We start from the raw sequence: 25,292 nt of genomic DNA on the forward strand, positions 1-25,292 counted from the left end.
TCATTTCGCGATGGCCGCGCCATCGCGATTCAGGAAGGCACGCGCCCATGCGCAAGGTCCGCAGACCCGTGCACAAGTCACCACGGTGGCAGCCCCTCGCGGCGGCCGTCAGCCTGCTCTCCGCCCTCGCGGCCGGGCAGAGCACCGCGTCCGCCGCCCCCGCTCCGCCACCCGCCGACCCGCCGTCCACCTCGTCGGTTCCGCCCGCCCAGCGCGCCGGCGTGCTCGGTTCCGGCTGGGCCGCCTCCGCCGACCGTGCGGTGACCACCGTGGGCGACACTGCCGGCCTCCACGTCCTCGTCGCCGACGCCAAGGACGGCTACGCCTGGCGCACCGCGGCGACCCTCACCGAGCCCGGCGCCGAAACCAGCCAGTGGATCGGGCAGGACTGCGTGACCGGCTCAGGCCGGTTCGCCGCCGTCGTCTACGCGCCGCGCGAGGCGGTGAACCGCGAGGAGCGGTTCCACGCCGGTGGGCTCGCCGCCGTCGTCGACCTTACCAGCGGCGCGGTGCGCAAGCTGCCGTTCACGGTCAACCTCGCCTACTACAACCCGGGTTGCGGCGCCGGCGACCAGGTCGTCTTCACCAGCAACCTCACGGCCGGCAACACCTACAAGTCCCGGTTGGTGACGCTCGACGCCCCCACCGCGAAGGTGCTGCGGCAGGTCGACGCGACCGGGCAGGTCACCTCCGCGGTGCCCTTCGGCGACGGCGTACTGGCCGCCGCGGTGGACGGCCTTGCCGCCGTCGGGCCCGACGGGAAGCTCCGGCGCGTCGCCGACACCGCCGACACACCGTTCCGGCTGAGCGCGGACAAGGACGGCGGGGTCGGCTACGAAGTCCGCACGAAGGCGGGCACCGAACTCCACCGTTACACCCCGGCCGGCGACACGAAGATCACCGTGGCGCCACTGGATTCCGTGCGGCTGAGCCAGGTCGCCGGCCACGTCGTCGTGCAGGGCCCGGCCGCGGCCCGGCTCGCCACGCCGCTGCCCGCCGGCTGGCAGGCCGCCGACGTCCCGGCCGGCGCGAGCCTGTCGACCACCGGTGCGCTGGCCGTGCTCTCCGCCAGCAACCTCGACGGCGCGCCGGACCACCCCGGTGACGCATCGCCGGTCAAGATCGAAGCCAAGGTGCTGAAAACCGGCGCGCAGCCGAAGTTTTCCGTGCACCCCGACGCGCTGGTGCCGTCGGCCGGACGCGCGGCCTCGCCCGCGATAGGCGCGCCGGCCGCCGCCGGGCAGTCCGCGGCCGCCGTCGACCCGTCGACCACCACGACGGACCCCGACCGTGCGTGCGCGGTGCCCCGCAACGACCCGAAGATCCAGTCACTGCAGGCCACTCCCGAAATGGGCGAGTGGGCGGCCGACCTCGCGGTCAAGGGTCAGCTGAACGTCCAACGGCCGGCCGGCTGGAACGGCTCGACGCTGCCTGCGTACACCCCCCAGGGCCTGTTTCCGCTGCACGCCCTCACCGGCGGGGGCCAGGTGCCCGCCCAGGTCCTGCTCGGTGTGATGGCGCAGGAATCCAACATGTGGCAGGCCGGGATGAACACCGTCGACGGCGAAAGCGGCAACTTCAACCAGGGCGGCTTCTACGGCAGGGGCGTCGGCGTCGACAGCGTGAACTTCGGCAACGTCGACTGCGGTTACGGCGCGACCCAGGTGACGACCGGCATGCGGGTCAGCGAAGGCACCTCGGTGTACACGCCGACGCAGCAGGTGGCGCTGACCGTCGACTACGCAGCCAACATCGCCGCCGGGCTCAACATCCTCATCGACAAGTGGAACCAGATGAAGCAGGTGGGGATCACCGTCAACAACGGCGATCCGGCCAAGATCGAGAACTGGTGGTACGCGCTCTGGGCGTACAACAGCGGCTGGCACGCGCAGGGCGAGGTGGCCGGCGTCTACGGCCTCGGCTGGGCCAACAACGTGGCCAACGAAGACTTGCCCGCCGACCGCCAAGGCTTCCTCGACGACAGCTACGACGATGCCAAGTACCCCGGTCACTGGGCGTATCCGGAGCGCGTGCTCGGCTGGGCGAAGCACCCGCTGCTGCGGCTGGACTGGAAGGCCGGCACCTACAGTCCCGCCTACCGCCCCGCCCTGTGGCCGGCCAGTGGCGTGCCGCAGCGGCCGCCACTGGGCACCTTCTGCAGCACCGCGGTGCAGTGCGACATGACCCAGATCCACAAACCGTCGCAGTACCCGAACGATTCCGGAAGCCACTGCTTGCGCGACGACCTGCGCTGCTGGTGGCACAGCTCGGTGAGCTGGACGACCTGCTCGACCGCGTGCGGCGGGGACAACGCGAACTACACACCGGGCACCCCCGAACCAGTGCTCGCCGCGTCGAAGGTGCTCTACCGGCCCGACTGCGGCGGCGCGGCGGAACTGCCGGCCGGCTCGCTGATCATCGACGACGTCCCCGGCGACGTCACGACCTACCGCGGCTGCAACAAGGACTGGACCAACCACGGTTCCCTGACCTTCAAGTTCGCCGCCGACAGCCAGGGCCACTACCCGTCGAAGATCGACTTCCACCAGGTGGACGGCGGTTTCGGTGGCCACATGTGGAGCGCGCACGCGTGGAACGGGAGGAATTCGGCCAACGCCAAGCACCTGGTGACCGGAACGTGGACGCTGGACCGTCAACTCAACGGCTGGGCCCGGGTTCTGGTCTACGTCCCGGATCACCGGGCCCGGACTCCACAGGCGTTCTACACGGTGAACGGCTCCGACTCCACCTCGAAGACCCGGTCGATCGTCGAAGGCAATTACCTCGACAACGGGCGCAACCCTGCGCCAGGGCAGTGGCAATCACTCGGCGCGTTCAACTTCAACGGAACTCCGAGCGTTTCTCTGGACAACTTCACACATGCCGAAGTGGACGGCTCTTGGGACAACAACGAAGGCGTCCGGGACGTTCCCTGGGACGCGATCGCCTTCCAGCCTCTGCCGGGTAAACCGGTGGACCAGGTTGTCGCGCTCGGTGACTCGTACGCATCCGGCGAAGGAGCCGGCGGGACGCCGGTCAACGGGGTGTGGAACTACTACCGGTCGAGCGACCACGATGGCCGCGACAACCAGGGTGACGACCACAGGCTGCGTGACGCCTGCCACCGCTCCCCGAGCGCCTGGGCGCGTCAGGCCGTCCTGCCGAGCACGCCGAACCGCACAGTGGGTTCACGGGCCGACTCACTCGATCCCACGCTGGAGTACCACATGTCAGCGTGCAGTGGTGCCACCACCACGAACCTCCTCCCTGGCGGCTCGGGCCAGTACCAGGAGGGGCAGCAGCCGGACCAGGGCTACCTGGACAACAACACGTCTTTGGTGACCTTCTCGATCGGCGGCAACGACGCGAAGTTCACTGCTCTGTTCGAGCAGTGCGCGTTGAGTTGGGCTTCTACCCTCCCCTGTCCGGACCAGACCATGGACGGGGACACCGCACCGTTGTCGGCCGCCGAGCCGGCACGCATCGACCGGATCGGCACGGACTTGAGGCGCGTCATCGACGTCGTGAGGTCGAAAGCGCCGAACGCGAAGATCCTGGTGATGGGTTATCCGATCCTGTTCGAACACGACGGGCAGTGTGTGCCGGGGATCGACGTCAAAACGGAAGGCCCCTGGCTCGTCGCGATGAACAACAGGCTCGACGACACGCTCAAGTCGTCCGTTGCCAACGCACGCGCAGCCGGCATTTCCGTCACCTTCGCCGACCCTCGAGCCGCATTCTCCGGAAAGGTGCTGTGCAGCAACGACGGCTCGACTGTTCCTCCGCAGGACAACCAGCAGATCCACGGCGTCGTAACCGACCTGACGAGGGGCGATGACACTTCGCTTCGCTTCGGGGACAGCGGAATCCTGTCGGCGCAGTCCTTCCACCCGACCAACGCGGGCGCGGCGACATATGCCGGAGTGGCGACCGCGGTCATCGGGACAATGTAATCTGAGGCAGTGATGCGACCAGGTGTGGCGGTGACCTGCGGTTTCGCCGCTGTGCTCGCTTGCTGTGCCTCGTGCACGACGCCCACCGACCGGGCCCGTGCTGCCTCCACCGAGGCAGTACGGGCCCGCGCACAACACGGCCTGCAGCTTCTACGCGATGAAAACGGTTCCAGGGCCTCGCTCGAGGCAGCTGTCGAGAAGATCAGCGAGGAAAACCCGGACTCGACCGTAGACCTGGGCCGGACGGTTCCGGCTTCGGGCGGGTTCGTCGCCGATTTCGCTTTCACCGCCTATACCGAGGCCGGTGGCGGCGGTGATTACGTTCAGGTCGCAGTACGGCTGTGCGTTTCGTACTCCGGCGAGGTATCCCTCTCGAACTCCGCTGCCGTCGTGGACCGGATCTGTCCTCCGGGCCTGCCGGGCTCCGTACGGGGTGTGCCGGTGGTCGGCGACGTGAAACTTTCGGACTGAACCGGTCAGCCGCCGGGCATGGTGGAGAGGATCTGCTCGTTCCACCAGTAGTAGAGCTGGTTCAGCTCGTCGGCGTTCGTCACCTTCGCCGACTTCAGCAGGCCCGCCAGCAGGTTCTGCTTGTCCGTCCACACGAGCATCGCCGGGTCGCCCAGGTAGCACGTCAGGTACTCGCCCGGCACCGGATTGCGCTTCTCCGCGCGGTAGTAAGTGCCCCAGATCTTCGGCACCTTCACCGGGCGGCACGCACCCTGGGCGTCGTTGCGGGTCAGGCCCTGCGCCTTCACGATGGCCTGGAAGAACGCGTCCATCGCCGCCGCGTCGGGGAAGCGGAGGAACCGTGCGCCCGTCGGCTGCTTGAGCACCACGTTCCCCGACGCCACATCTCCGACGTTCGAGTCCGCGCACTCCACCGCCGCCACCGCGCCCGCGTCCGGCGCCGCGTCGGCGCAGGTCGCGTTTCCCTGGTACGCCGAGGGCAGGGCGCCGTACAGCTTGGTGTCGTGCGACGGCTTCGATTCCGAAGTGGACGGTGCGTCCCTGGAAGTTTCCGTTTCTGACACGGAAGTTTCGCCGGTGGTCGGGGGGTTCGTCGTCGGTCCCGGCCCGGCCGTCTGGGCCGCTCTGTCCTTCGTCACGACGTACGTGATCACCAGCGCCAGCACGACGACTCCCGCCAACGCGGCGCACAGCGCGATCCACCGGTTCCGCTGCGACTTCGCGGCCGGCGGGGCGATCGGCGGTGGTCCGGTGAACGGCCCCGTCCGCGGAGCCGGGTGCGGCGCCGTCGGGAGCGGCATCGGCCGCGGCGGGGTCATCGGCGCCGGAGCCGCGTGCGGCACAAAGCCCGGCAACGTCTTCTGCCACGTCGGGATCGGCGGTGCCGGCGCGGTCACCGCCGTGCGGACGGCGTCGGCGAACGCCCCCGCCGTCGGGTAGCGGTCGGCGGGGTTCTTCGCCATGCCGCGCGCCACCACGGCGTCCAACGCCGGCGGCAGGCCCGGCCGCGCCTGGGAGAGCACCGGCGGCGGGGCGGTCAGGTGCGCTCCCATCTGCGCCGCCGCGCCCTCCGCCGGGAACGGGCGGCGCCCGGTCAGGCATTCGAAGAACACGCACGCGAGCGCGTAGACGTCGACGAGACCGGTGATCGGGGCGTCGCCGAAGCGTTCCGGCGCCATGTAGTCGAGGGTGCCGATCACGTTGCCGGTGCCGGTGATCGACGTCCCTTCGGCGGTCATCGACCGAGCGATGCCGAAGTCCACCAGGTACACGAAGTCGGCGCTCGTCACGAGCACGTTCGACGGCTTGACGTCGCGGTGCACCAGGCCGTCCGCGTGGGCGGCGTCGAGCGCGCCCGCGACCTGGGCCACGATCCCGGCGGCCCGCGCGGGCTCGAGCGGCCCGTCCGCCAGGAGCTCCTTGAGGTCGCGGCCTTCGACGAGCCGCATGTCGAGGTACAGGCGGCCGTCGATATCGCCGTAGGCGTGGATCGGGATCACGTGCGGTTCCCGCAGCCGCGCGACGATCTGCGACTCGCGGCGGAAGCGCGCGCGGAAGGCTTCATCGGTGACGAACGGCTCGGACAACAGCTTCAGCGCGACGACGCGGTCGTGCGCCGTGTCGTAGGCGCGGTGGACCTCGCCCATGCCGCCGCGGCCCAGCAGGCCTTCGATCCGGTACGGCCCGAACTGCTCCATCGTTCTCCCCAAGCCCCCCCCGGCTCAAGACCTGTCGTCAGGCCGACGCAAATGCTAAGTGGCAGGTTCCCCGGAACGGCGGCGAAGTCATCCAACTGTTGAGCACGTATCCTGGACTTCGTGAGCACGCTCAGTAACACACGCACGTCGGGGGTGACGGCCGCGCGCCTCGCCGCGGGGACGGTGGCGCTCGGCGCCGCGACCCTCGGTTACGCCGTCGGCATCGAACGGCGCCGCTGGACCCTCCGCACCGCCGAACTGCCGGTGCTGGCGCCCGGTTCCCGGCCGTTCACCGTCCTGCACGTCTCGGACCTGCACATGCTGCCCGGCCACCACAGCAAGCAGCGCTGGGTCGCCGCGCTCGACGAGCTGAACCCGGACCTCGTCGTCAACACCGGCGACAACCTCTCGCACCGGACGGCCGTGCCGTCGGTGCTGCGCGCGCTGGGCCCGCTGCTCGACCGGCCCGGCGTGTTCGTCTTCGGCAGCAACGACTACTACGCGCCCAAGCCGAAGAACCCGGCCCGCTACCTGATGCCGCGGGGCAAGAAGAAGCGCATCCACGGCGTCCAGCTGCCGTGGCGCGACCTGCGCGCGGCGTTCGTCGAGCACGGCTGGACCGACCTGACGCACGTCCGCCGCACGATCGACGTCGGCGGGCAACGGGTGTTCGCGGCCGGCGTCGACGACCCGCACCTGCGCCGCGACCGCTACACCGACATCGCGGGCCCGGCCGACAGCGGCGCGGCCCTGCGCCTCGGCGTGACGCACTCGCCGGAGCCGCGGGTGCTGGACACGTTCGCCACGGACGGTTACGACCTCGTCCTCGCGGGCCACACCCACGGCGGCCAGCTCCGGCTCCCGGGCTACGGCGCCATCGTCACCAACTGTGACCTGGATCGCAGCCGGGCGCGCGGGGCCTCGCGGTGGGGGGCGCACATGTGGCTGCACGTCTCGGCCGGACTGGGGACATCGCCGTGGGCGCCGGCGCGGTTCGCGTGCCCGCCCGAGGCGAGCCTGTTGACGCTGGTCCCGCGCGGATCCGGGTCAGCGGAGCCGCGTAAGTCGGCCCCCCGAAAAGCCCGCGACACCGTCCGCTAGACTTCTCCACGACCCGTTAAGCAGTACCTCGGGGTGTGGCGCAGCTTGGTAGCGTGCCTCGTTCGGGTCGAGGAGGTCGTGGGTTCGAATCCCGCCACCCCGACGAGTAAGAGCCGGTGTCTTCGGACACCGGCTCTTCTGGTTTCAGGGTCTGGTCGCCGTCACCTCGACCCAGCACTGGCTGAAGTCGCCGTCGCCGCTGCGCACCCACGTCAACGCCGAGCGGGCCGCACTCGCCAGCTGGTCGCGGTCGCGGCCGAACGCCGGGTCCGACACCGCCTCGCCGAGCCGGGATTCCACGTACTTCGCCAGCCCCCGGTACGTCATGTCCTCGCGGTAGCGGGCACGCGAGGCGATCTCGGTGAACCCCGTCGACGCGCAGTGGTCCGCGATCGTGCGGCCGGCGAACGGGTCGCCGCCCGCGCGGCGGCGCAGCAGGTAGTGCCCGCGCAGGGCCGCGTCGACGTTCGCCGTCTTCGGGCGCAGCCGCGCCTTGCTCCAGTCCGATGTGGACAACGCCAGCCTGCCGCCGGGGCGCAGCACCCGGTGCAGCTCCGCCAGCGCGTCCCGCGGGGTGGCGAGGTGCTCGAACAGCGCATGGGAAAACGCCACGTCCACGCTGCCGTCCGCGAAGGGCAGGTCGTACGCCGACGCCACCAGGAAGTCCACTGTGGAACGTCCGGCGCGGCGGGCGGCGTCCCGGGCCATCGCCACCTGGCCCGCGTCGCGGTCGACGCCCGTCACCCGGGACTCCGCGGCCAGGCCCAGGGTGATCGAGCCGGGACCGCAGCCGAGGTCGACCACCCACATGCCCGGCCGGAACAGGGGCTGGGCGAACGTCGCGCGCTCCGCCGCCGTGCGCGCGGACATCATCGACACCGCGTCTCGCCCGTAGCCCGGCGCGTAACCCTCCAGCACCCCGCACACAGTACGGCCAGAAGGTGGCAGGATCGAGGGGTGAGCACGCAGTCAGCCAACCAATATCCGCCCGCGGTGGTCCCGGACCGGCTGTTCGACGAGGCCGAAGCCGAAGCCCGCTGGCGCGCCCGCTTCCACGCCCCGCGCATCTCCGTGCCCGAGTGGGCCCGCGACGCCCCCGATGCCAACGTCTACGTCTCCAACGCCAGCGGTGTCTGGGAGGTCTACGCCTGGAACCGCGCGACGGACGAGCACCGCCGCGTCACCGACCGGCCCAACGGCACACTGCACTCGACGCCGTCCCCGGACGGCGAGTGGATCTGGTGGTTCGACGACACCGACGGCGACGAGTTCGGCTCCTGGGTGCGCGAGCCGTTCGCCGCCACCGAGGGCAGCAAGCCGGAGAAGGCCGTCCCGGACGTCCACGACGGCTACCCGGCCGGCCTGGAGATCGGCACGCAGGTCGTCGCGGTCGGCGTCTCGACCGACGACGGCAGCGAACTGTTCGCCCGGATCGGCGGCGAGACACGCCGCTTCTACAGCCACCCGGACGACGCCGGCATCGCGTCCCTGTCCCGCGACGAGAGCCTGATCGCGATCTCGCACTCCGAGCACGGCGATTCGCGCCACCCCGCGCTGCGGGTGCTCGCGACCGACGGCTTCGAGACCGTCGCCGAGAAGTGGGACGGCGAAGGCAAGGGCCTCTCCGCGCTCGAGTTCTCCCCGCTGTCCGGCGACCAGCGCCTGCTGGTGCTGCACGAGCGGCGAGGCCGCGAGGAGCTGCTGGTCTGGGATGTCCTGGCCGGCACGGAGACCGAGATCGAGCTGGACCTGCCCGGCGAGGTCGTCGCGGGCTGGTACCCGGACGCGCGGGCCCTGCTCGTCGTCCACTTCCACGAGGGCCGCAGTTCGCTGTACCGCTACGACCTCGACACGGCCGAATTGTCCTCTGTGGACACCCCGGCCGGCCGGATCGGCGGGGCGGGCGTCCGCCCGGACGGCACGGTCGAGTACTCGTGGTCCAGCGCCGCCGAGCCGACCGCCGTGCGCGCGCGGACCACCGACGGCACCGACGCGATCCTGCTCGAGCCGCCGGGCGAGCGGGCGCCGGGCTCGGAGCCGGTGACCGACGCGTTCGTCGAAGGCGTCGGCGGCCGGATCCACGCCCTCGTCTCACGGCCTTCGGGCGTGCCGGACGGTCCGCTGCCCACGGTGTTCTCCCTGCACGGCGGCCCGCACGCGGCGGACGAGGACCGCTTCTCCGCCTACCGCGCGACCTGGCTCGACGCCGGGTTCGCCGTGGTCGAGGTCAACTACCGCGGCTCGACCGGCTACGGCTCGGCGTGGCGCGACGCCATCGAGGGCCGTCCCGGCCTGACCGAGCTGGAAGACGTCGCCGCGGTGCACGACTGGGCCATCCAAAGTGGACTCAGCGATCCGGCCAAGTGCGTCGTGAACGGCGCTTCGTGGGGCGGCTACCTGTCCCTGCTCGCGCTCGGCACGCAGCCGTCGCGGTGGGCGGCGGGCGTCGCCGGGGTGCCGGTGGCGGACTACGTCGCCGCGTACGAGGACGAGATGGAGCAGCTGCGCTCATTCGACCGCGCGCTCTTCGGCGGCTCGCCGGAGGACGTGCCCGCCGTGTACCGGGAGTGCTCGCCGATCACGTACGTCGACGCCGTGACGGCGCCGGTGCTCGTGCTGGCCGGCGACAACGACCCGCGCTGCCCGATCCGCCAGATCGAGAACTACCTCGACCGGCTCGGCGGCCGCGACCTGCACCACGAGTTCTACCGCTACGACGCGGGCCACGGCTCGCTGGTGATCGCCGAGACGATCAAGCAGACGTCGATCGAGGTCCACTTCGCCCTGCGGGCCCTCGGCCTGCGCTGACGCACCCGCCGGGAGACCTGCCCGGTCTCCCGGCGGCTCAGCGTTCGGAGTGCAGGACGCCGCCGGTGGCCCAGTGGTCGGCACCGACCTCGACGAGCGTCACCTGGACACCTTCGGGCTTGCCGCCGCAGGTGCGGATGAAGGCGTCGGTCAGCTCCCGGACCAGGGCGCTCTTCTGGGCCGGCGTGCGGCCGGGGAACATGGCAACGCTGATCATCGGCATGGCGGCTCCTGCGTTAGGTGGGACGCCGCGAAGCCTAGAGCCCGCGGTTCACCGCCTGCAGCCGGCCGACCGCCGCCGCGTCACCCTCGAAGTCCAGGTGAACGGCGTCGCGGCCGAAGACGAACAGCAGCAGGTCCACCGGCTCCCCGACGATCGTGACGGGGTCGGGGCCGGTCTTGACGGCGGCCTCGCGGCCGTCTTTCGTGCGAAGCGTGACGCCGACGGGTGACTTCCGGAGGTTCAGCTTCGCCGACTGCTTCGCCGAGCGCCAAGCGGCGGCGTCCCGGGCGGGGTCCGCGGGCCGCGGCGCCCAGCCGTCCTGCGCGCGCCGGACGTCCTCGTGGTGGACGAGGAACTCGGCGGTGTTGGTCAGCTCGTCGAGCGGGCCGAGCGCGGTGGGCCAGAACTTCGCCGGCCCGTTCCGCACCTGCTCGACCAGGCTCGCCCAGGGTTTCGCGGCGTACCGGTCCTGCACCTTCTTGGTGTACCCGGCGAGCGCCGGCACGAGGATGCCGGGAGCGGCATCCGCCCGATGCTCCCGCACGACGAGGTGCGCGGCGAGGTCCCGCGTGGTCCAGCCTTCGCACAACGTCGGCGCGTCGGGCCCGAGTTCTTCGAAGAGCGAGCTCAACGCCTGGCGTTCGTCTGCAGCGACACCCATGAGGGTGACGTTACTCGCTGGTAGAGGCGCTGGCGACGGGAAGAGACCGCGGGCACGTGTCGTTGACCGCCGAGGGCCGGATCAGCCCGCAGGACACCGGCATCTGGACCGACGCGCAGGCGCGGGCGTGGCGCCGGATCACCGACTTCGTCCACGGCCAGGGCACCGCGATCGGCATGCAGCTCGCCCACGCCGGGCGCAAGGCGTCGACCCGGCGACCGTGGGAAGGGCAGGGCAGCGTGCCGCCCGGAGACGGCGGCTGGCAAAGCGTCGGCGCGGACGCGCGGCCGTTCGGCGCCTACGCTCCGGCGCGGCCACTCACCACGGACGAGGTCGCCGCCCTCCCGGACGCCTTCGCCGCCGCGGCCCGACGTGCCGTCGACGTCGGCTTCGACGTCCTCGAGCTGCACTTCGCGCACGGTTACCTGGTCCACCAGTTCCTCTCGCCGCTGTCCAACTCCCGCACGGACCGCTACGGCGGCGACTTCGAAGGCCGGACGCGGCTGGCCCTCGAGCTCGCCGACGCGGTGCGGGCGCAGACCACCGTCCCGCTGTTCGCCCGGCTCTCGGCGACGGACTGGACCGACGACGGCTGGACCCTCGACGACTCCGTCCGGCTGGCGAAGCTGCTGGCCGAGCGCGGGATCGACCTGGTCGACGCCTCCTCGGGCGGCAACACCCCGCACCCGGACATCCCGGTCGGCCCCGGCTACCAGGTGCCGTTCGCCGAGCGGATCCGCGCGGAGACCGGCCTCCCCACCGGCGCGGTCGGCATGATCACCGACCCGCACCAGGCGGAGGCGATCATCGCCGAGGAGCAGGCCGACGCGGTGTTCCTGGCCCGGGCGCTGCTCCGCGACCCGCACTGGCCGCTGCGCGCGGCGAACACGCTCGGCGCGGACGTGCGCTGGCCCGGCCAGTACGCCCGCGCCAAGTCCTGGCACTAGGGCGCGTCTGGCAAAGACCGTGGTTGGTTGCTGGGATGTGCCGCGGTGTTCGGTGCGTGGCAGACGATCTGGCCCTGGCATCGCCGGATGGCCGGTGACGGCACCTGGCCGCTCCCGCGGCGGCTGAGGTCTGGTCACTCGTTACGACAAGTTGGCCATCGTCTACCGATCAGCGGTCGTCCTGCATGCCGTGGTCAGCTGGACCAAGGCAGTGTCAGACACGCCCTAGTGGTGGAACGCGGTCGCCTTCGCGGGGTCTTTCGGGCGGCCGCCCAGCTGCTCCAGCTCCGGGAGCACCCGCCGCAAATCCGCCAGCAGCAGGTCCGCCAGGTCGTGCGTGAAGCCGTTGCGGACGACGATGCGCAGCACCGCCAGGTCCGTCCGGTGCTCCGGGAACGTGTACGCCGGCACCAGCCACCCCCGCTCGCGCAGCCGGCGGGACACGTCGAAGACGTCGAAGCCGGCGTCCGGGCGGGTGGTGAACGCGAACACCGGTAGCTGATCGCCGCGGGTCAGCAGTTCGAACGGCCCCAGCGACGCGATCCCGGACGACAAGTGCGTGGCGACGTCACGCGAAGCCTGCTGCACCGCGCGGAACCCTTCCCGGCCGAGCCGGACGAACGTGTAGTACTGGGCCGCGACCTCGGCTCCCGGGCGGGAGAAGTTCAACGCGAACGTCGGCATGTCGCCACCGAGGTAGTTGACGTTGAACACCAGCTCGGACGGCAGCGCGGCCTTGTCGCGCCAGATCACCCAGCCGACGCCCGGGTACACCAGCCCGTACTTGTGGCCCGACGTGTTGATCGACGCCACGCGCGGCAGGCGGAAGTCCCACTCCAGGTCCGGGTCGAGGAACGGGGCGATCATCGCGCCCGAAGCGCCGTCGACGTGCACCGGGATGTCCCAGCCGGTCCGCTCGAGAAGCGCGTCCAACGCCGAAGCGATCTCCGCGACCGGCTCGTAGCTGCCGTCGAACGTCGAACCGAGGATCGCCACCACGCCGATCGTGTTCTCGTCGCAGCGCGCGACGGCTTCGTCGGCGGTGAGGTGGTACCGGTCGCCGTCCATCGGGACCAGCCGCGGCTCGACTTCCCAGTATTCGCAGAACTTCTCCCAGCACACCTGGACGTTCGCGCCCATGACCAGGTTCGGCTTGCCAGTGCGGCCGAGGCGGCCCCAGCGCCGCTTCAGCGCCATCCCGGCGAGCATGCACGCTTCCGACGAGCCCGTCGTCGAGCAGCCCATGATGTCGCCCGGGTCGCTCGCGTGCCACAGGTCGGCCAGGATGTTCACGCAGCGCCGCTCGAATTCGGCCGTCTGCGGGTACTCGTCCTTGTCGATCATGTTCTTGTCGACGCACTCGGCCATCAGCTCGCGCGCCTGCGGCTCCATCCACGTCGTGACGAAGGTGGCGAGGTTGAGCCGCGCGTTGCCGTCGAGCATCAGCTCGTCGCGCACGAGCTGCAGCGCGGTGTCCGGCGGCAGCGGGTCGTCACGCAGCGCGTCGTGCGGCATGACGAAGCCCGCCGCGAGCGCCGGGTTCGCCCCGGCGTAGAGCGGGTTCGTCCCGGCCGTGCGGTCCGGGCGGTCGGCGTTCCCCTGATGCAAGACCATGCCACCGAACGTACTTGCCGCAGCCGCACGAAAAGGGCCGCTCCATCCGGAACGGCCCCTTTGGTGGGAAAAATCAGGCCTGCTGGGCCTGCCACATCCAGTGCGCCTCTTCCAGCGCCCGGGTGATCTCGATCAGCAGGTCCTGCGTGACGAGGTCGCTCTTGTCGGTCTCGTCGATGCGCTGGCGCAGCCGCTCGATGAGCGCGGCCAGGATGTCGACGATCGCGGCGACCGTGGCCTCGACCGACTGCCAGTTGTCCGGGTACTCGGGCACGCCCGAGCTCTCGACGACGGTCTTCGCCTTGCCATTCGGCGAGATGCCGATGGCGTTGGCGCGCTCGGCGACCTCGTCGACGTACTGGCGCGCGGTGTTCACGAGCTCGTCGAGCTGCAGGTGCGCACTGCGGAAGTTCGATCCGACGACGTTCCAGTGCGCCTGCTTGGCGATGAGGGACAGGTCGACCAGGTCGACCAGCGTCGCCTGGAGGGCGTTGCCGGTGATCTCCTTGTCGGCCTCGGAAAGCGGGCTCTTGATCGGAGACTTGCTCATCTGGCGATGATCCTTTCCTCGTACTGGTTCGGACCGGGGCGGGTCAGACGGTGGCGGAGAGCGCGACCTCGATGTTGCCGCGGGTCGCGTTCGAGTAGGGGCACACCTGGTGCGCCTGCTCGACCAGCTGGTCGGCCTGGGCCTGGTCGAGGCCCGGCAGCGAGACGTTCAGCGCGACGCCGAGGCCGAACCCGACCTCCTGCTTGAGCACGCTGACCTCCGCCGTCACGGTCGAGCCGTTCAGCGGCACCTTGGCCTGACGCGCGACGAGCTGCAGCGCGCTGTGGAAGCAGGCCGAGTAGCCGGCAGCGAACAGCTGCTCGGGGTTGGTCTTGTCCCCGCCGGGGCCACCCATCTCCTTCGGGATGGCCAGCGACTCGTCGATGACGCCGTCGGACGACGTCACTTCGCCGTTGCGGCCGTCGCCCCGCGCCGTTGCCACCGCGGTGTAGATCGCCTGACCCATGCTCAGCCTGCCTTCTGTCGCGGACGCTCCACAGCGAGCGTCTCACTGGGCACAACATCCCGCAGCCGCGGAACGGTGCCCCACATGGCAGGCATCACGTGGATTGCTTACCCAGCGACCACCGGGCGAAACGTCTGTGACAATCGGGGCTCCGCCCCGGGCCGGGGGCTCCGCCACCCGGAACCCCCGAAATCCTCATGCGGTGCGGGTCACGGCGAATTCCGCGACCTGCCGCCCGATCAGGCGAAGGGTGCGGACGCTCTTCTCGTCCGACGCACCACCCGCTTCGTCGAACTTGGTCTCGGCCGAGTTGATCGAGCCACCCAGCGGGGTGGCCCAGCCGCGCAGGGCGTGCGTGATCGTGCGGAGCTGCTCGAGCGTGGTCACCGCGGCCTGCCAGCCGTACGCGACGGCGGCGAGGCCGACCGCGCGGCCGTCCAGGTAGGGGCGGCGGTCGCCGCGCAGGTCCTCGACGTAGTCCAAGGCGTTCTTGACCAGGCCGGACAGCGCGCCGTGGTAGCCCGGCGAGACGACGATGAGCCCGTCCGCCTCCCGGATGGCCTCCACCAGCCGGGTGGCGCGCTCGTCGCGCTCCGGGACACCGGCGTCGTAGAACGGCAGCACGAGATCCGGGCCGGTGATCAGCCGGGTCCGGACGCCCGTTTCGGCGGCGCCGTCGAGCGCGATCTGCAGCGCGCGCTCGGATTGGGAGCCCTCCCGCAGAGAGCCGCCGATCCCGAGCACGTTGATCGTCCTGGCTGAAGTCACGTTTTCAGGCTAACCCCTCCACTTAACTGGAGGACCAGACTCTGGGACGGAGGTCATGGTCACAACTGGACCAGCTACCTACTGACGAGTAACCTCACACGCAGTCCCGAGGCTGATGGAGGCACCATGGCGATCCCGCTCCCCGTCCGCGCCCAGGCGGCCGCGTCGCAGCTCGCGTTCTGGCTGCCCACGCCGGTGCGGCGGGCGGTCGCGGGCCGGACCGTCCGCATCGACGGCCAGGACCTCGCGCTCGACGCCCAGCTCCTCCTCCGGCTCCAGAAGATCGCCCGAGCCGAGCTGGTGCGCGGCTCGGTCGAGCAGTCACGGACCCTGCTCGACGCGGGCAGGCACCTGGTCAGCGGCAAGCCGATCGAACCGGTTTCGGTGCGCGAGATCGCCGTCCCGACACCGGATGGCGACCTGCCCGCGACGCTGTACACGCCGGTCGGACTGCCCGAGGAGTCGCCGCTGCTGGTGTTCTTCCACGGCGGCGGCTGGGTGATCGGCACCCGCTCGAGCCACGACAACGCCGTCCGCTTCCTGGCCAAGCACGCCGGGGTGCGGGTGCTGTCGATCGAATACCGGCTGGCCCCGGAGTTCCCGTTCCCGGCGGCGACGGAAGACGCGCTGGCGGCGTTCGAGTACGCGGTGGCGAAGGCGGGTGACCTGGGTGCCGACCCGGCGCGGATCGCGGTCGGCGGTGACAGCGCGGGCGGCAACCTCGCCGCCGTGACCGCCCAGCAGGCCGTCCGCCGCGGCGGCCCGGTCCCGGCGTTCCAGCTGCTGATCTACCCGGCGACGGACTTCGCGCGGCGCTACCGCTCGCAGGACCTGTTCGCCGAGAACCTGTTCCTGACCGACGTGCACATGAAGTGGTTCGAAGGCCATTACGTGCCCGAAGGCACCGACCTGACCGATCCGCGGCTCTCGCCGTTGCGCGCGGACGACCTGAGCGGCCTGCCGCCGGCCTTGATCGTCACCGCGGGGTTCGACCCGTTGCGCGACGAAGGTGAGGCGTACGCGGAGAAACTGCGCGAAGCGGGGGTCGAGGTGGCCCTGCGCCGGCACGAGGACCTGATCCACGGGTTCATCAACTTCACCGGCGTCGGCACCCGGTTCCGGGAAGCGCTGGCGGAGATGGCGGGCGCCCTGCGGCAGGGATTGTCCAAAGTGCACTGACCCCGGCCCGGCGGCGAACGCCTCGGAGCCCGGCGCGGAGAAATGTCCGCGGCCGGGCTCCGGGCCCCCGGTTCCCTTCGGTGGCTACGACCCCGGGACCGGCAGCGGCGGCAACGGCAGCGGTGGCACCGGCAGACCGCCGAGCAGCCCGCCCAGGATGCCGGTGACGGCCGCGAGCAGCGCCTTCACCAGGTCGCTGACGATCTTCAGCGGGCCGGGCAGATCGGGCAGCGACGGGATCGGCAGCGGCAACGGCGGCAGCTGGCGCGCCTTCGCCTTCGGGTCGGCCAGCAGCCGGGTGGACTCGTCGGCACGCCCCTTGGCCAGGCCCGCCAGCTGCCCGGTCTCGGTCTGGACCGTGTAGCGCTTGCCGGCCGCGATGTCCGCGAGCACCGGGCTCAGCTGCCCCAGGTCCGTCCGCGTGGCGCCGACGTCGCCCGCGTAGGCCACCCTGGTGAGGTCGTCACGCATCTGGAGCACCTGTGCGGCGAGGGCCTGGGTGCTGGAGGAACCCTTGCCCCCTCCCGGGCTCGCCGACGCGATCCCCGCCGTCCCCACCGCCAGCAGACTGCCGGCCGCCACCAGAGCGATGACTCGCCCGAACTTGGCTTTCATTCCTTACCTCCTGGCATCGAGACCTGACGGGGTAAATCGATACCCCCCGTGTCGGAGATAAGCCACCCGATCACCGATTCGGGATGTTTAACACCCTTACGTGCCGGATCCGAATGAGGCGAACTGGCCCGCATTGGATTAACCGCGAAACCTTGCCCGTCCCTCCGAAGATCATCATGACCGATTCCGATGATCACCGCTGGTAGGATCCGTCCACTATGGAACGTTCGGGTAACCCACCCGAGTGTAAACCGTGATCATTTAGCTTCATCACTCCGTCGGACTGTGTGTCCCGACTGCTCCAGATAGGGCATCCCCCACGCTCGCCCCGCCACCCACACGGTTCCCCCTCGAGGTGGACGCGAAAATGCGAAATCAATTCCGGAATTCGCGTCCACTCAGAGCGGCAGTCCCGCTTCCAGGTGAGCCAGCGCCTTGTCGAGGATCACCAGGGTGTCGGCGCCGGGGTCCGCCGCGGCACCGGCGAACGCGGCCATGACCACCCCGACCACCGCACCCGCCCAGTTGCGGACCTCGAAGTCGTCCGCCGACCGGCCGGTGCGGCGCGCGGCCATCCCGGCCAGCAGGTCGATCCCCTCCGCGAACTTGTCCATCACCGCGGTGCGGAGCTCGGGCTCCCGGAACACGAGCACCTGCCGCTCGCGTTCCCGCTCCCAGTCTTCGGCCGGGATCTGCGTGCGGATGGTGTCCGCGGTGGCCCGCAGCGCGGCGGCCGGGCTGAGTTCGGGCGGCTGCGCCAGCGCGGCCTCGATGAGCACCGGGTCGAACGGGTCGTAGAGCACCGTCGCCTCCTTCGTCGGGAAGTACCGGAAGAAGGTGCTGGGCGAGATCTCCGCGGCGGCCGCGATCTGATCCACCGTCGTGGCGCTGTAGCCCTGCTCGTGGAACAGCCGCAACGCGTGCCGCTGGATCGCGGCGCGCGTCTTGGCCTTCTTCCGCTCCCGCAGTCCCGTGGGCTCAGATGGCGACGACGTCATGCTCCGATTCTCGCGGCTGCGCTCCCGCCGCCGCCCGGCCGGGCAGGAAGACCAGCGCGAGCAGCGCTCCGGCGACGCCGAGGCCGGCGCACACCCACAGCGTCGCGGCCATGCCGCCGGTGAACGCGGCCCGCGCGGACGCGGCGAGTTCGGGCCGGTGGAGCCGCTCCGCGACGGCGACCGCGGCCGAGGCGCTACCGCGCACCGCGTCGGCGACCGGCGCCGGCAGGCCCCCGACCTCGACGCCGTCGCGGTAGGCGCTGTTGAGCACCGTGCCCAGCACCGCGACGCCGATGGTGCCGCCGACCTGGCGCAGCACCTGGATCAGCGCCGAACCAGCCCCCGAGCGGCCTTCGGTGAGCGCGCCCATGGCCATCGTCATCAGCGGCGGGAGCGTGGCGCCGGTACCCAGCCCGATCACGAGCTCCCAGCCGACCGTGGCGCCGTAGCCGCCCGTCGGTGACGTCGTCGAACCCCACGCCAGCCCGGCCGCGAGCAGCACGAACCCGCCCGTGACGACCCCGCGCACGCCCAGAGCGGCAACCAGCCGCTCGGCGAGCTTCGCCGCCACCAGCATCCCGCCGATCAGCGGCAGCAGCCGCACGCCGGTCTGCAGCGCGTCGGCCCCCTGCACCGCCTGGAACAGCTGCGGCAGCACGAACAACAGGCCCATCAGCGCGAAGGACGCCACCGTGGCCAGCACCGCGCCCCAGACGAACCGCGGCTCGCGGAACAACGCGAGGTCGGTCAGGGGCGCGGCCACCCGCGTTTGCGCCCAGCAGAACACCGCCACCAGCGCGGCCCCCAGCCCGATCAGGCCGTAGGTCACCGGATCGGCCCAGCCGTGCTCGCCGGCGTGGACGAACCCGTAGGTGAGCGCGACCAGCCCGGCCGCCGAGAGCGCGATGCCGGTGAAGTCGATCGTGCCGCGCCGGGAGCCGGACGTGCGCGGCAGGAGGAACAGCACCGCGACGACGCCGACCGCGGTCATCGGGACGTTGATGAGGAACACCGAGCCCCACGCGAAGTGGTCGAGCAGCCAGCCGCCGAGCAGCGGCCCGAGCGGGATGCCGGCGAACATCGCCATCACCCAGGTCGTCAGCGCCTTCGCCCGCTCCTCCGGCGGGAACAGGATGTTCAGCAGCGAAAGCGACAGCGGGATGAGGAACGCGGCGCCGGCGCCGAGCGCCACGCGGGCGGCGATCAGCTCGCCCGGCGAACCGGCGTAGGCGCACCACAGCGAAGCCAGCCCGAACACCGCCAGCGCCCCGAGCAGCAGTTTCTTCGGGCCGAACCGGTCGCCGAGCAGGCCCGCGGGCAGCAGCAGCGCGGCCAGCGCCAGCGTGTAGGCGTTGCCGAACCACTGCAGCTGCGTGGTCGTGGCGCCGAGGTCGACGGCCAGTGTCGGCACGGCGACGTTGAGCACCGTCAGGTCCAAGCCGATGGTCAGCAGGCTCACCGCGAGCGCGCCGAGCGCCCACCACCTGCGTGGATGTCCTTGAGTCATAGCGACCCCCAATTGGTAGCGACTACCAAGTGAGAGTAGCTCTCATAATTTCCCGGCGCCAGGGGGACGGGGATCGGGAAATAAGTTGCACGCGCGTACCACCTTGGGTTCTCATCGAGGACGTGCCGCTGCAGCCTTACCGCCGGGTGCTCTCCGTCCCCCGCGTCCCCTCGACGATGGCTCTGATGTTCCTGGCACGCCTCCCGATGACCATGAACGGCGTGCTGATGACGCTGTACATCGTCACCGGGCTCGGCCGCGGCTACGGCGCCGCCGGGCTGGTCGGCGGCGGCGTCACGCTCGGGATGGCGCTCGGCGCGCCGATGCTCGGCCGCTGCTTCGACCGGTACGGGCTGCGCCCGGTCGTCGCGGCCTGCGGGATCGGCACGACCGCGTTCTGGATCGCCGCGCCGCACCTGCCGTTCGAGGCACTCGCCGTGGTCGCGGTCCCGGCCGGGATGCTTTCGGTGCCGGCGGGCTCGCTGGCCCGCCAAGCCCTGGCCACGCTCGTGCCGCCCGAGCAGCGCCGCGCGGTCTACTCGCTCGACACCATCTCGATCGAAGCGACGTTCATGATCGGCCCCGCGGCCGGCATCGCGGCCATCACGGCGTTCTCCCCGACGTGGACGCTGACCGCGCTCGGCGTGCTGTTCGGCGGCACGGCGTTCCTGATCTGGCTCGTCAACCCGCCGATCCGCGAAGGCGCCGGCAAAGCGGACGAACTCGGTCCGCGGCCGCCGCTGCGCAGCTGGCTCACCGGCCCGCTGGTGGGAACGCTGCTGATCGCGGGCGGCGCGCTGTTCGTGCTCGTCGGCACCGAACTGGCGACGCTGGCCGCCCTGCGCGCGAACGGCGACCTCGGCCTGACCGGCCTGGTCATCGTGGTGATGTGCACGGCGTCGATCACTGGCGGCATCGTGCACGGCACGGTGCGGCGGTCGTTGCCGCAGGGCGTGCTGATGCTGCTGCTCGCACTGCTGGTGATGCCGGTCGGCCTGGCGGACCGCCCGTGGTGGCTGCTGATGCTGGCGCTGATCCCGACCAACCTGATGTGCGCGCCGACGCTTTCGGCCACGACCGAGACGGTCACCCGGATCGCCCCGCCACAGGTCCGCGGCGAGGCGATGGGCCTGCAGGACGCGTTCACCCGGCTCGGCCTGGCCGCGGGCGGCCCGGTGGTCGGCTTCGCGATCGACCACTCGACCCCGGAATGGGGCTTCGTGGCGGCCGGCCTCGGTGGTCTGGTGATCGCCTCGGCCGGCCTGCTCCGCCGCCGGCCCCCCGCCACCGCCCCGGAACCGGCGCCGGCGGCGGCCAGTCCCGAGCAGGCCGCAGCTCCCGGTGGCTGAGTTCGCGACCCGGCCCGCGTCTCGCTAGCCGCAGGCGACGCGGAGCGCGTCGAGCTTCTTGACGTTGCGCTGCACCCACTGGGCCACCACGCCGGCGTCCTCGATGCGTTCCTTCTGCACCTGGACGTACGAGTCGGCCATGCCGAGCAGCGCGTTCTTGACGTCCTGGTCCTGGACGTCACCCGCGAGCTCGCGCAGCCGCTTCTCCTTGTCCTCGGCGCGCGCCTTGAACTTGGCCGGGTCGACCAGCGGGTTCAGGTCGGCGAGCCCGAGCGCTTCGGTGCACGCCGCGACCTTGTCCGCCGTCCTGCTCCCCTGGTCGACCGCGTTGCCGACCTCGGTGCACCCGCTCAGCAGCAATGCGACCGTGGCCAGCAGCGCGGCCGTCGTTCCACCCCTCGTCATGGCGTCAACGTACCCGTCAGCCCTTGACGCAGACCACCTGCTTGAGGTGCGCCACCACCTCGACCAGGTCCGTCTGCGCGCGGATCACCGTTTCGATGTCCTTGTAGGCCGCCGGGATCTCGTCGACCACGCCGGAGTCCTTGCGGCACTCGACGCCGGCCGTCTGCGCCGCGAGGTCGTCGGCGGTGAACAGCTTCTTGGCCTTGTTGCGCGACATCCGCCGCCCGGCGCCGTGCGAAGCCGACTGGAACGACGAGTCGTTGCCCAGCCCGCGGACGATGTACGAACCGGTCCCCATGCTGCCCGGGATGATCCCGAGGTCACCCGATCCGGCGCGGATCGCGCCCTTCCGGGTGACGAGCAGCTCGACGCCGTCGTAGGTCTCTTCGGCGACGTAGTTGTGGTGGCACGAGATCGCGTCGTCGAAGGTCGTGCCCGGCACGACGTCCGCGAGCGCCAGCTTCACCAGCGCGACCATCGTGGCCCGGTTGCGCGCCGCGTAGTCCTGCGCCCAGAACAGATCGCGCCGGTACGCCTGCATCTCCGGCGTGCCCGCGACGAACACGGCGAGATCGGGGTCGGGCAGGTCGGCGTTGTGCGGGAGCTTGCGCGCGACGGCCATGTGCCGCTCGGCCAGCTCCTTGCCGATGTTGCGCGAACCCGAATGCAGCATCAGCCAGACCCGGCCCTCGTCGGCACCGCCCTGCTCGAGGCAGACCTCGATGAAGTGGTTGCCGCCACCGAGGCTCCCGATCTGCCGCGCGGCCCGGTCGTGCAGCTCCTGGACGCCGGTGTGCAGCTCGCCGAACTGCTTCCAGAAGGCGTCCCAGCCGCCGACGCCGTGCACCTTCGCCGGGTTCACGGGCGTCTTGTGCAGCCCGAAGCCGACGGGCACGGCGCTTTCGATGCGCCGGCGCAGCTTCCCGAGGTCGTCGGGCAGATCGCTCGCGGTGAGCGACGTCCGGACGGCGCTCATCCCGCACCCGATGTCGACCCCGACCGCGGCGGGCGAGACGGCGTCGCGCATGGCGATGACACTGCCGACGGTGGCGCCCTTGCCGTAGTGGACATCGGGCATCACGGCGACACCGTGCACCCACGGCAGGTTCGCGACGTTGTGCAGCTGCCGCATGGCCTGGTCTTCGACCGACGCGGGATCCGCCCACATCCGGATCGGGACGCGGGCCCCTTCGACAGCGGTGTACATGGTGTTCCTTCCCTCGACTTGCTTGTGGTGCCCAGGATCCCCCGCCACCCCGCGAACAACCAAAGCGTTTTCTTTCGTGAGCGAAAAGAAATCCGTCGGCCGTGGTCCGTCGGGCAGAATGAGCCGACCGTCCGGGGAGGACGGTCCGGGGAGGAATCGATCCATCGTGAGAACTTCGTGGCGCGCGCTCGTCGCGGTCGCCCTGCTGGCCGGGTTCCCCGTCCTGGTGTTCCTGGTCGTCGGCGGCCTGGCGGTCACCGAGTACTACTTCTTCCAGCACTCCGGGCTCCTGGCGATCAAGCTGGCCATCGTCGCCGTGCCGGTGTCGTTCGCCCTGCTCAAGGCCCTGTTCGCAATCGAGCGGACCCGAGGGGCCGACCTGCCGGGCGTGCCGGTGACCCCGGACGCCCAGCCGGCGCTGTGGGCGCTCGTGCGCGAGCTCGCCGACGCCGTCGGCACCCGGCCACCGGACGCGATCACCCTGATCAGCGAGGTCAACGCGGGGGTCCGCGAGCGGACCGGGTGGCTCGGGCTGCGGGTGCGCCGGCGCGAGATGTTCATCGGGGCGCAGCTGCTCGCGGGCCTGCGCCACGACCAGCTGCGCGCTCTGCTCGGGCACGAGCTGGCCCACTACACCAACCGGGACACCCGGCTCGCCGGGCTGACCTACCGCGGCCGCCGGTCCATCGAGAAAGCGCTGACCGGGCTCGGTGGCGACGGCTGGTTCCAGGGCCTGATCCGGAAGCTGTTCGTGTGGTACGCGAAGCTCTACTTCTCGGTCTCCGCGGCGGTTTGCCGGCGCCAGGAGCTCGCCGCCGACGCCGCCTCGGCGCGGCTCGCCGGCACCGCGGCCGCCACCAGCGCCCTGCGCGAGGTGGCGGCGCTCGACGTCGCCTGGACCTTCTACCTCGACTGCTACGTCTCGCTCGGCTGGGACGCCGGGTACCTGCCCGACCGCCTGGCGGCCGGGTTCCGGTCGCTGCTCGCCGACGACGAGCGCTCCGGCGAACTCGACGAGGTCCGGCGGAACCCGCCGGACCGGGAGACGTCGCGCTACGACACGCACCCGGCGACGGCGGACCGGATCGCGGCGCTGGAAGCCCTTCCCCCGGCGCCGGTCCGGCCGGACGGCGCCCACCCGGCGAGTGAGATCCTGCGCGACCCCGCCGCGACCCTGGAGGCGGTCATGACCGACGGCCTTTCCCCCGCGGCGAAGGCCAAGCGGCGCCTCGACTGGGACACCCTTGTGGACGTCGGGCTCCGCCACAACAGCGCCCGGTTCGCCGCCGACGTCCTCGCGGGCCGCACTTTGACCGAGGCGCTCGACCTGCTCGACGCGGGCCGCGGCGCGGAACTGGCCGATCCGGAGAGCAAGGCGCCGTCGTCGGCCGGACCGCGGGCGCAGCGGGAGTTCCTGGTCACGTCCGTCCGCAAGCGACTGTCCGTTGTGGTCACCCCGGCCCTGGTGGAGGCCGGGGTGGCGCGCTGGAAGCTGTCCTGGTCCGGCCCGGCCGAACTGGTCGTCGACGAGCCGCACGCCGGCGAGCTGCCCGCGGCCCTCGACGCCGCCGCGGCGGCCGATCCCGACACCGCCCCGCTACGCCGCCTCCTGGCCACCGCCGGCGCGCTTCCCGTCCCGTCCTGAGGAGAACCGTTGCTTTCCCTGTTCAATTCGAAGCGCCGCAAAGCGGCCGTCGCGTTGGTCAAGGCCGCGCGCGCCCGCGGGATGAGCGTCGAGGACTACGCGAAGACGCTTTCCCCGGCGGAGCTCGCGCAGTACGTGCCCCAGGACGACAAGCCGAAGGCTGAGATGCCGGACGTCACGCTGTGGGGTCTCCCGCCGGACAAGGACGTGACGGCGGCCAAGTTCATCGCCGACGCCCGCGTCGCCGAAGCTGTCGCCGCCTACCGCGCCGGTGACTGGCAGCCGGGTGCCGCGCTGCTGGCCGACCTCGGCGCCGATTGGGACCGCCGCGCCTTCGCCGTGCAGCAACTCGGGGACGCCGCCGCGGACGACGACGGGCCACTGAAGACGTGGCAGGCGTCCGGCACCGCGGACGCGGCCGCCGTCCACGCGCAGGGCCTGGTCGCCCTGGCCTGGCAGATCCGCTCGGGGCTCACCCCCGAGCACGTCTCCGGTGAGCAGTGGGCCGGGTTCTTCCGCGTGCTCGAGGAGGCCGAAGCGGCGACCCGCGCCGCGGCCGAAGCGGCGCCGGCCGACCCGACCCCGTGGTCCACCCTGCTCACCGTCGCCCGCGGGCGCCAGTACGACAACGACGCCTTCCGCGCGGTGTGGGCGGAACTCGTGGCCCGTGACCCGCTCCACCGGCAGGGCCACGAGCAGGCGCTGCAGTACTGGTGCGCCAAGTGGTTCGGCTCGCACGAGCAGATGTTCGCCTTCGCCGACGAAGCTGCCGCGAAGACGCCGAAGCTCGCGGGCCTGGTCCTCGTCGCCGCGCACGAAGCGGAGGCCAAGGACGTCGAGGCCTGGAAGAGCGACCGGACCAAGCGGGCGCTGGACGTCGTCGTGCCCTGGCTGGCTGGTGAAGGCCGGGACCACCCGGCGAACCTGCGCGACCGCGCGTACGCGGCCAAGGCGCTGGTGGTGAACGGCCGCTGCGACGAGGCCGTCGAACAGTTCAAGGTGCTCGGCGAGCACGCGGACGCGCTCGTCTGGGCCTACGGCGGCAAGCCGGTGTTCGAGTTCGTCAAGACGCGCTACCTGGCCTGCCACGGCGCTACCCGGCCCTGACGCACACGAAGGCCCCGCACC

22 protein-coding genes and 1 tRNA gene are annotated in these 25,292 nt (G+C 71.3%); 10 read left to right on the top strand and 13 right to left on the bottom strand.

Annotated features, from left to right (window positions below; translation table 11 throughout):
* Positions 1-68 precede the first annotated feature (68 nt).
* Complete coding sequence (locus QRY02_RS34925; RefSeq protein WP_285987051.1) at positions 69-3,953, top strand: SGNH/GDSL hydrolase family protein; 3,885 nt, start codon at positions 69-71, stop codon at positions 3,951-3,953.
* 30 nt (positions 3,954-3,983) lie between these two features.
* Positions 3,984-4,424 (top strand): hypothetical protein, encoded by a 441-nt coding sequence (locus tag QRY02_RS34930; RefSeq protein WP_285987052.1) that lies wholly within the window; start codon positions 3,984-3,986, stop codon positions 4,422-4,424.
* A gap of 5 nt (positions 4,425-4,429) precedes the next feature.
* Here QRY02_RS34930 and QRY02_RS34935 read toward each other — a convergent pair whose 3' ends face one another.
* Entirely contained in the window at positions 4,430-6,121 is a 1,692-nt protein-coding gene (locus tag QRY02_RS34935; RefSeq protein ID WP_285987053.1) for a serine/threonine-protein kinase, read from the bottom strand.
* Positions 6,122-6,241: 120 nt separating this feature from the next.
* Here QRY02_RS34935 and QRY02_RS34940 point away from each other — a divergent pair, with 120 nt between their 5' ends.
* Positions 6,242-7,222 (top strand): metallophosphoesterase, encoded by a 981-nt coding sequence (locus tag QRY02_RS34940; RefSeq protein ID WP_285987054.1) that lies wholly within the window; start codon positions 6,242-6,244, stop codon positions 7,220-7,222.
* A 29-nt stretch (positions 7,223-7,251) separates the two neighbouring features.
* Positions 7,252-7,325, top strand: a tRNA-Pro gene (locus tag QRY02_RS34945).
* A gap of 41 nt (positions 7,326-7,366) precedes the next feature.
* Here QRY02_RS34945 and QRY02_RS34950 read toward each other — a convergent pair.
* Positions 7,367-8,140: a methyltransferase domain-containing protein gene (locus QRY02_RS34950; RefSeq protein WP_285987055.1), complete on the bottom strand. Its 774-nt coding sequence runs from the start codon at positions 8,138-8,140 to the stop codon at positions 7,367-7,369.
* Between the two features lie 39 nt (positions 8,141-8,179).
* Here QRY02_RS34950 and QRY02_RS34955 point away from each other — a divergent pair, with 39 nt between their 5' ends.
* Entirely contained in the window at positions 8,180-10,030 is a 1,851-nt protein-coding gene (locus QRY02_RS34955) for a S9 family peptidase (protein ID WP_285987056.1), read from the top strand.
* A gap of 37 nt (positions 10,031-10,067) precedes the next feature.
* Here the strand turns inward: QRY02_RS34955 and QRY02_RS34960 are convergent, their stop codons facing one another.
* Both QRY02_RS34960 and QRY02_RS34965 read right to left on the bottom strand, forming a co-directional pair.
* Entirely contained in the window at positions 10,068-10,253 is a 186-nt protein-coding gene (locus tag QRY02_RS34960; RefSeq protein WP_013230573.1) for a tautomerase family protein, read from the bottom strand.
* A gap of 34 nt (positions 10,254-10,287) precedes the next feature.
* Positions 10,288-10,914 carry a TIGR03085 family metal-binding protein gene (locus QRY02_RS34965; protein ID WP_285987057.1) on the bottom strand — a complete coding sequence of 209 codons (627 nt, stop codon included), beginning with the start codon at positions 10,912-10,914 and terminating at the stop codon, positions 10,288-10,290.
* Between the two features lie 56 nt (positions 10,915-10,970).
* On the opposite strand from QRY02_RS34965, the gene QRY02_RS34970 reads away from it, so the two are divergent.
* Positions 10,971-11,861: an oxidoreductase gene (locus tag QRY02_RS34970; protein ID WP_285987058.1), complete on the top strand. Its 891-nt coding sequence runs from the start codon at positions 10,971-10,973 to the stop codon at positions 11,859-11,861.
* A gap of 225 nt (positions 11,862-12,086) precedes the next feature.
* Here the strand turns inward: QRY02_RS34970 and gad are convergent, their stop codons facing one another.
* The 4 genes from gad to QRY02_RS34990 all read right to left on the bottom strand — a co-directional run bounded on the left by gad (position 12,087) and on the right by QRY02_RS34990 (position 15,235).
* Positions 12,087-13,475 carry a glutamate decarboxylase gene (gad, locus tag QRY02_RS34975; protein ID WP_285987059.1) on the bottom strand — a complete coding sequence of 463 codons (1,389 nt, stop codon included), beginning with the start codon at positions 13,473-13,475 and terminating at the stop codon, positions 12,087-12,089.
* Between the two features lie 73 nt (positions 13,476-13,548).
* Complete coding sequence (locus QRY02_RS34980) at positions 13,549-14,025, bottom strand: Dps family protein (protein WP_013230585.1); 477 nt, start codon at positions 14,023-14,025, stop codon at positions 13,549-13,551.
* Positions 14,026-14,068: 43 nt separating this feature from the next.
* Positions 14,069-14,491 (bottom strand): organic hydroperoxide resistance protein, encoded by a 423-nt coding sequence (locus tag QRY02_RS34985; RefSeq protein ID WP_013230586.1) that lies wholly within the window; start codon positions 14,489-14,491, stop codon positions 14,069-14,071.
* A 195-nt stretch (positions 14,492-14,686) separates the two neighbouring features.
* Entirely contained in the window at positions 14,687-15,235 is a 549-nt protein-coding gene (locus QRY02_RS34990; RefSeq protein WP_387046198.1) for an NADPH-dependent FMN reductase, read from the bottom strand.
* 150 nt (positions 15,236-15,385) lie between these two features.
* Between QRY02_RS34990 and QRY02_RS34995 the strand changes: the two genes are divergently transcribed.
* The gene (locus QRY02_RS34995; protein WP_285987061.1) at positions 15,386-16,438 is read left to right on the top strand and encodes an alpha/beta hydrolase; all 1,053 of its coding nucleotides are present in this window, start codon (positions 15,386-15,388) and stop codon (positions 16,436-16,438) included.
* A gap of 84 nt (positions 16,439-16,522) precedes the next feature.
* On the opposite strand, the gene QRY02_RS35000 is transcribed toward QRY02_RS34995, so the two are convergent.
* From QRY02_RS35000 to QRY02_RS35010, 3 genes are all read right to left on the bottom strand, one after another.
* Positions 16,523-17,053 (bottom strand): hypothetical protein, encoded by a 531-nt coding sequence (locus QRY02_RS35000; RefSeq protein WP_285987062.1) that lies wholly within the window; start codon positions 17,051-17,053, stop codon positions 16,523-16,525.
* Positions 17,054-17,451: 398 nt separating this feature from the next.
* Positions 17,452-18,051, bottom strand: a complete 600-nt coding sequence (locus tag QRY02_RS35005) for an acyl-CoA-like ligand-binding transcription factor (protein WP_285987063.1) — start codon at positions 18,049-18,051, stop codon at positions 17,452-17,454.
* Positions 18,032-19,558 carry a DHA2 family efflux MFS transporter permease subunit gene (locus QRY02_RS35010; RefSeq protein WP_285987064.1) on the bottom strand — a complete coding sequence of 509 codons (1,527 nt, stop codon included), beginning with the start codon at positions 19,556-19,558 and terminating at the stop codon, positions 18,032-18,034. Before QRY02_RS35010 ends, QRY02_RS35005 begins: the two co-directional genes overlap by 20 nt.
* A 185-nt stretch (positions 19,559-19,743) precedes the next feature.
* On the opposite strand from QRY02_RS35010, the gene QRY02_RS35015 reads away from it, so the two are divergent.
* Positions 19,744-20,907 carry an MFS transporter gene (locus QRY02_RS35015; protein WP_285994001.1) on the top strand — a complete coding sequence of 388 codons (1,164 nt, stop codon included), beginning with the start codon at positions 19,744-19,746 and terminating at the stop codon, positions 20,905-20,907.
* A 24-nt stretch (positions 20,908-20,931) separates the two neighbouring features.
* On the opposite strand, the gene QRY02_RS35020 is transcribed toward QRY02_RS35015, so the two are convergent.
* Together QRY02_RS35020 and QRY02_RS35025 are read right to left on the bottom strand one after the other, a co-directional pair.
* Positions 20,932-21,312, bottom strand: a complete 381-nt coding sequence (locus QRY02_RS35020) for a DUF8711 family protein (protein ID WP_285987065.1) — start codon at positions 21,310-21,312, stop codon at positions 20,932-20,934.
* A 16-nt stretch (positions 21,313-21,328) separates the two neighbouring features.
* Positions 21,329-22,519, bottom strand: a complete 1,191-nt coding sequence (locus QRY02_RS35025) for an RtcB family protein (protein ID WP_285987066.1) — start codon at positions 22,517-22,519, stop codon at positions 21,329-21,331.
* A gap of 166 nt (positions 22,520-22,685) precedes the next feature.
* Between QRY02_RS35025 and QRY02_RS35030 the strand changes: the two genes are divergently transcribed.
* On the top strand, positions 22,686-24,164 hold the full coding sequence (locus QRY02_RS35030) for a M48 family metallopeptidase (RefSeq protein WP_285987067.1): 1,479 nt from the start codon (positions 22,686-22,688) through the stop codon (positions 24,162-24,164).
* 9 nt (positions 24,165-24,173) lie between these two features.
* Positions 24,174-25,271, top strand: a complete 1,098-nt coding sequence (locus QRY02_RS35035; RefSeq protein WP_285987068.1) for a DUF4034 domain-containing protein — start codon at positions 24,174-24,176, stop codon at positions 25,269-25,271.
* Positions 25,272-25,292: the final 21 nt, after the last annotated feature.

It is taken from the genome of Amycolatopsis sp. DG1A-15b (assembly GCF_030285645.1).
Classification (GTDB): Bacteria; Actinomycetota; Actinomycetes; order Mycobacteriales; family Pseudonocardiaceae; genus Amycolatopsis.

Bases quoted from the DNA above. Each gene is read 5' to 3' on its own strand.
- QRY02_RS34935 (WP_285987053.1), bottom strand. From the start codon at position 6,121: ATGGAGCAGTTCGGGCCGTACCGGATCGAAGGCCTGCTGGGCCGCGGC.
- QRY02_RS34960 (WP_013230573.1), bottom strand. From the start codon at position 10,253: ATGCCGATGATCAGCGTTGCCATGTTCCCCGGCCGCACGCCGGCCCAG.
- QRY02_RS34965 (WP_285987057.1), bottom strand. From the start codon at position 10,914: ATGGGTGTCGCTGCAGACGAACGCCAGGCGTTGAGCTCGCTCTTCGAA.
- gad (WP_285987059.1), bottom strand. From the start codon at position 13,475: ATGGTCTTGCATCAGGGGAACGCCGACCGCCCGGACCGCACGGCCGGG.
- QRY02_RS34980 (WP_013230585.1), bottom strand. From the start codon at position 14,025: ATGAGCAAGTCTCCGATCAAGAGCCCGCTTTCCGAGGCCGACAAGGAG.
- QRY02_RS34985 (WP_013230586.1), bottom strand. From the start codon at position 14,491: ATGGGTCAGGCGATCTACACCGCGGTGGCAACGGCGCGGGGCGACGGC.
- QRY02_RS34995 (WP_285987061.1), top strand. From the start codon at position 15,386: ATGGCGATCCCGCTCCCCGTCCGCGCCCAGGCGGCCGCGTCGCAGCTC.
- QRY02_RS35000 (WP_285987062.1), bottom strand. From the start codon at position 17,053: ATGAAAGCCAAGTTCGGGCGAGTCATCGCTCTGGTGGCGGCCGGCAGT.
- QRY02_RS35005 (WP_285987063.1), bottom strand. From the start codon at position 18,051: ATGACGTCGTCGCCATCTGAGCCCACGGGACTGCGGGAGCGGAAGAAG.
- QRY02_RS35010 (WP_285987064.1), bottom strand. From the start codon at position 19,558: ATGACTCAAGGACATCCACGCAGGTGGTGGGCGCTCGGCGCGCTCGCG.
- QRY02_RS35015 (WP_285994001.1), top strand. From the start codon at position 19,744: ATGTTCCTGGCACGCCTCCCGATGACCATGAACGGCGTGCTGATGACG.
- QRY02_RS35020 (WP_285987065.1), bottom strand. From the start codon at position 21,312: ATGACGAGGGGTGGAACGACGGCCGCGCTGCTGGCCACGGTCGCATTG.
- QRY02_RS35025 (WP_285987066.1), bottom strand. From the start codon at position 22,519: ATGTACACCGCTGTCGAAGGGGCCCGCGTCCCGATCCGGATGTGGGCG.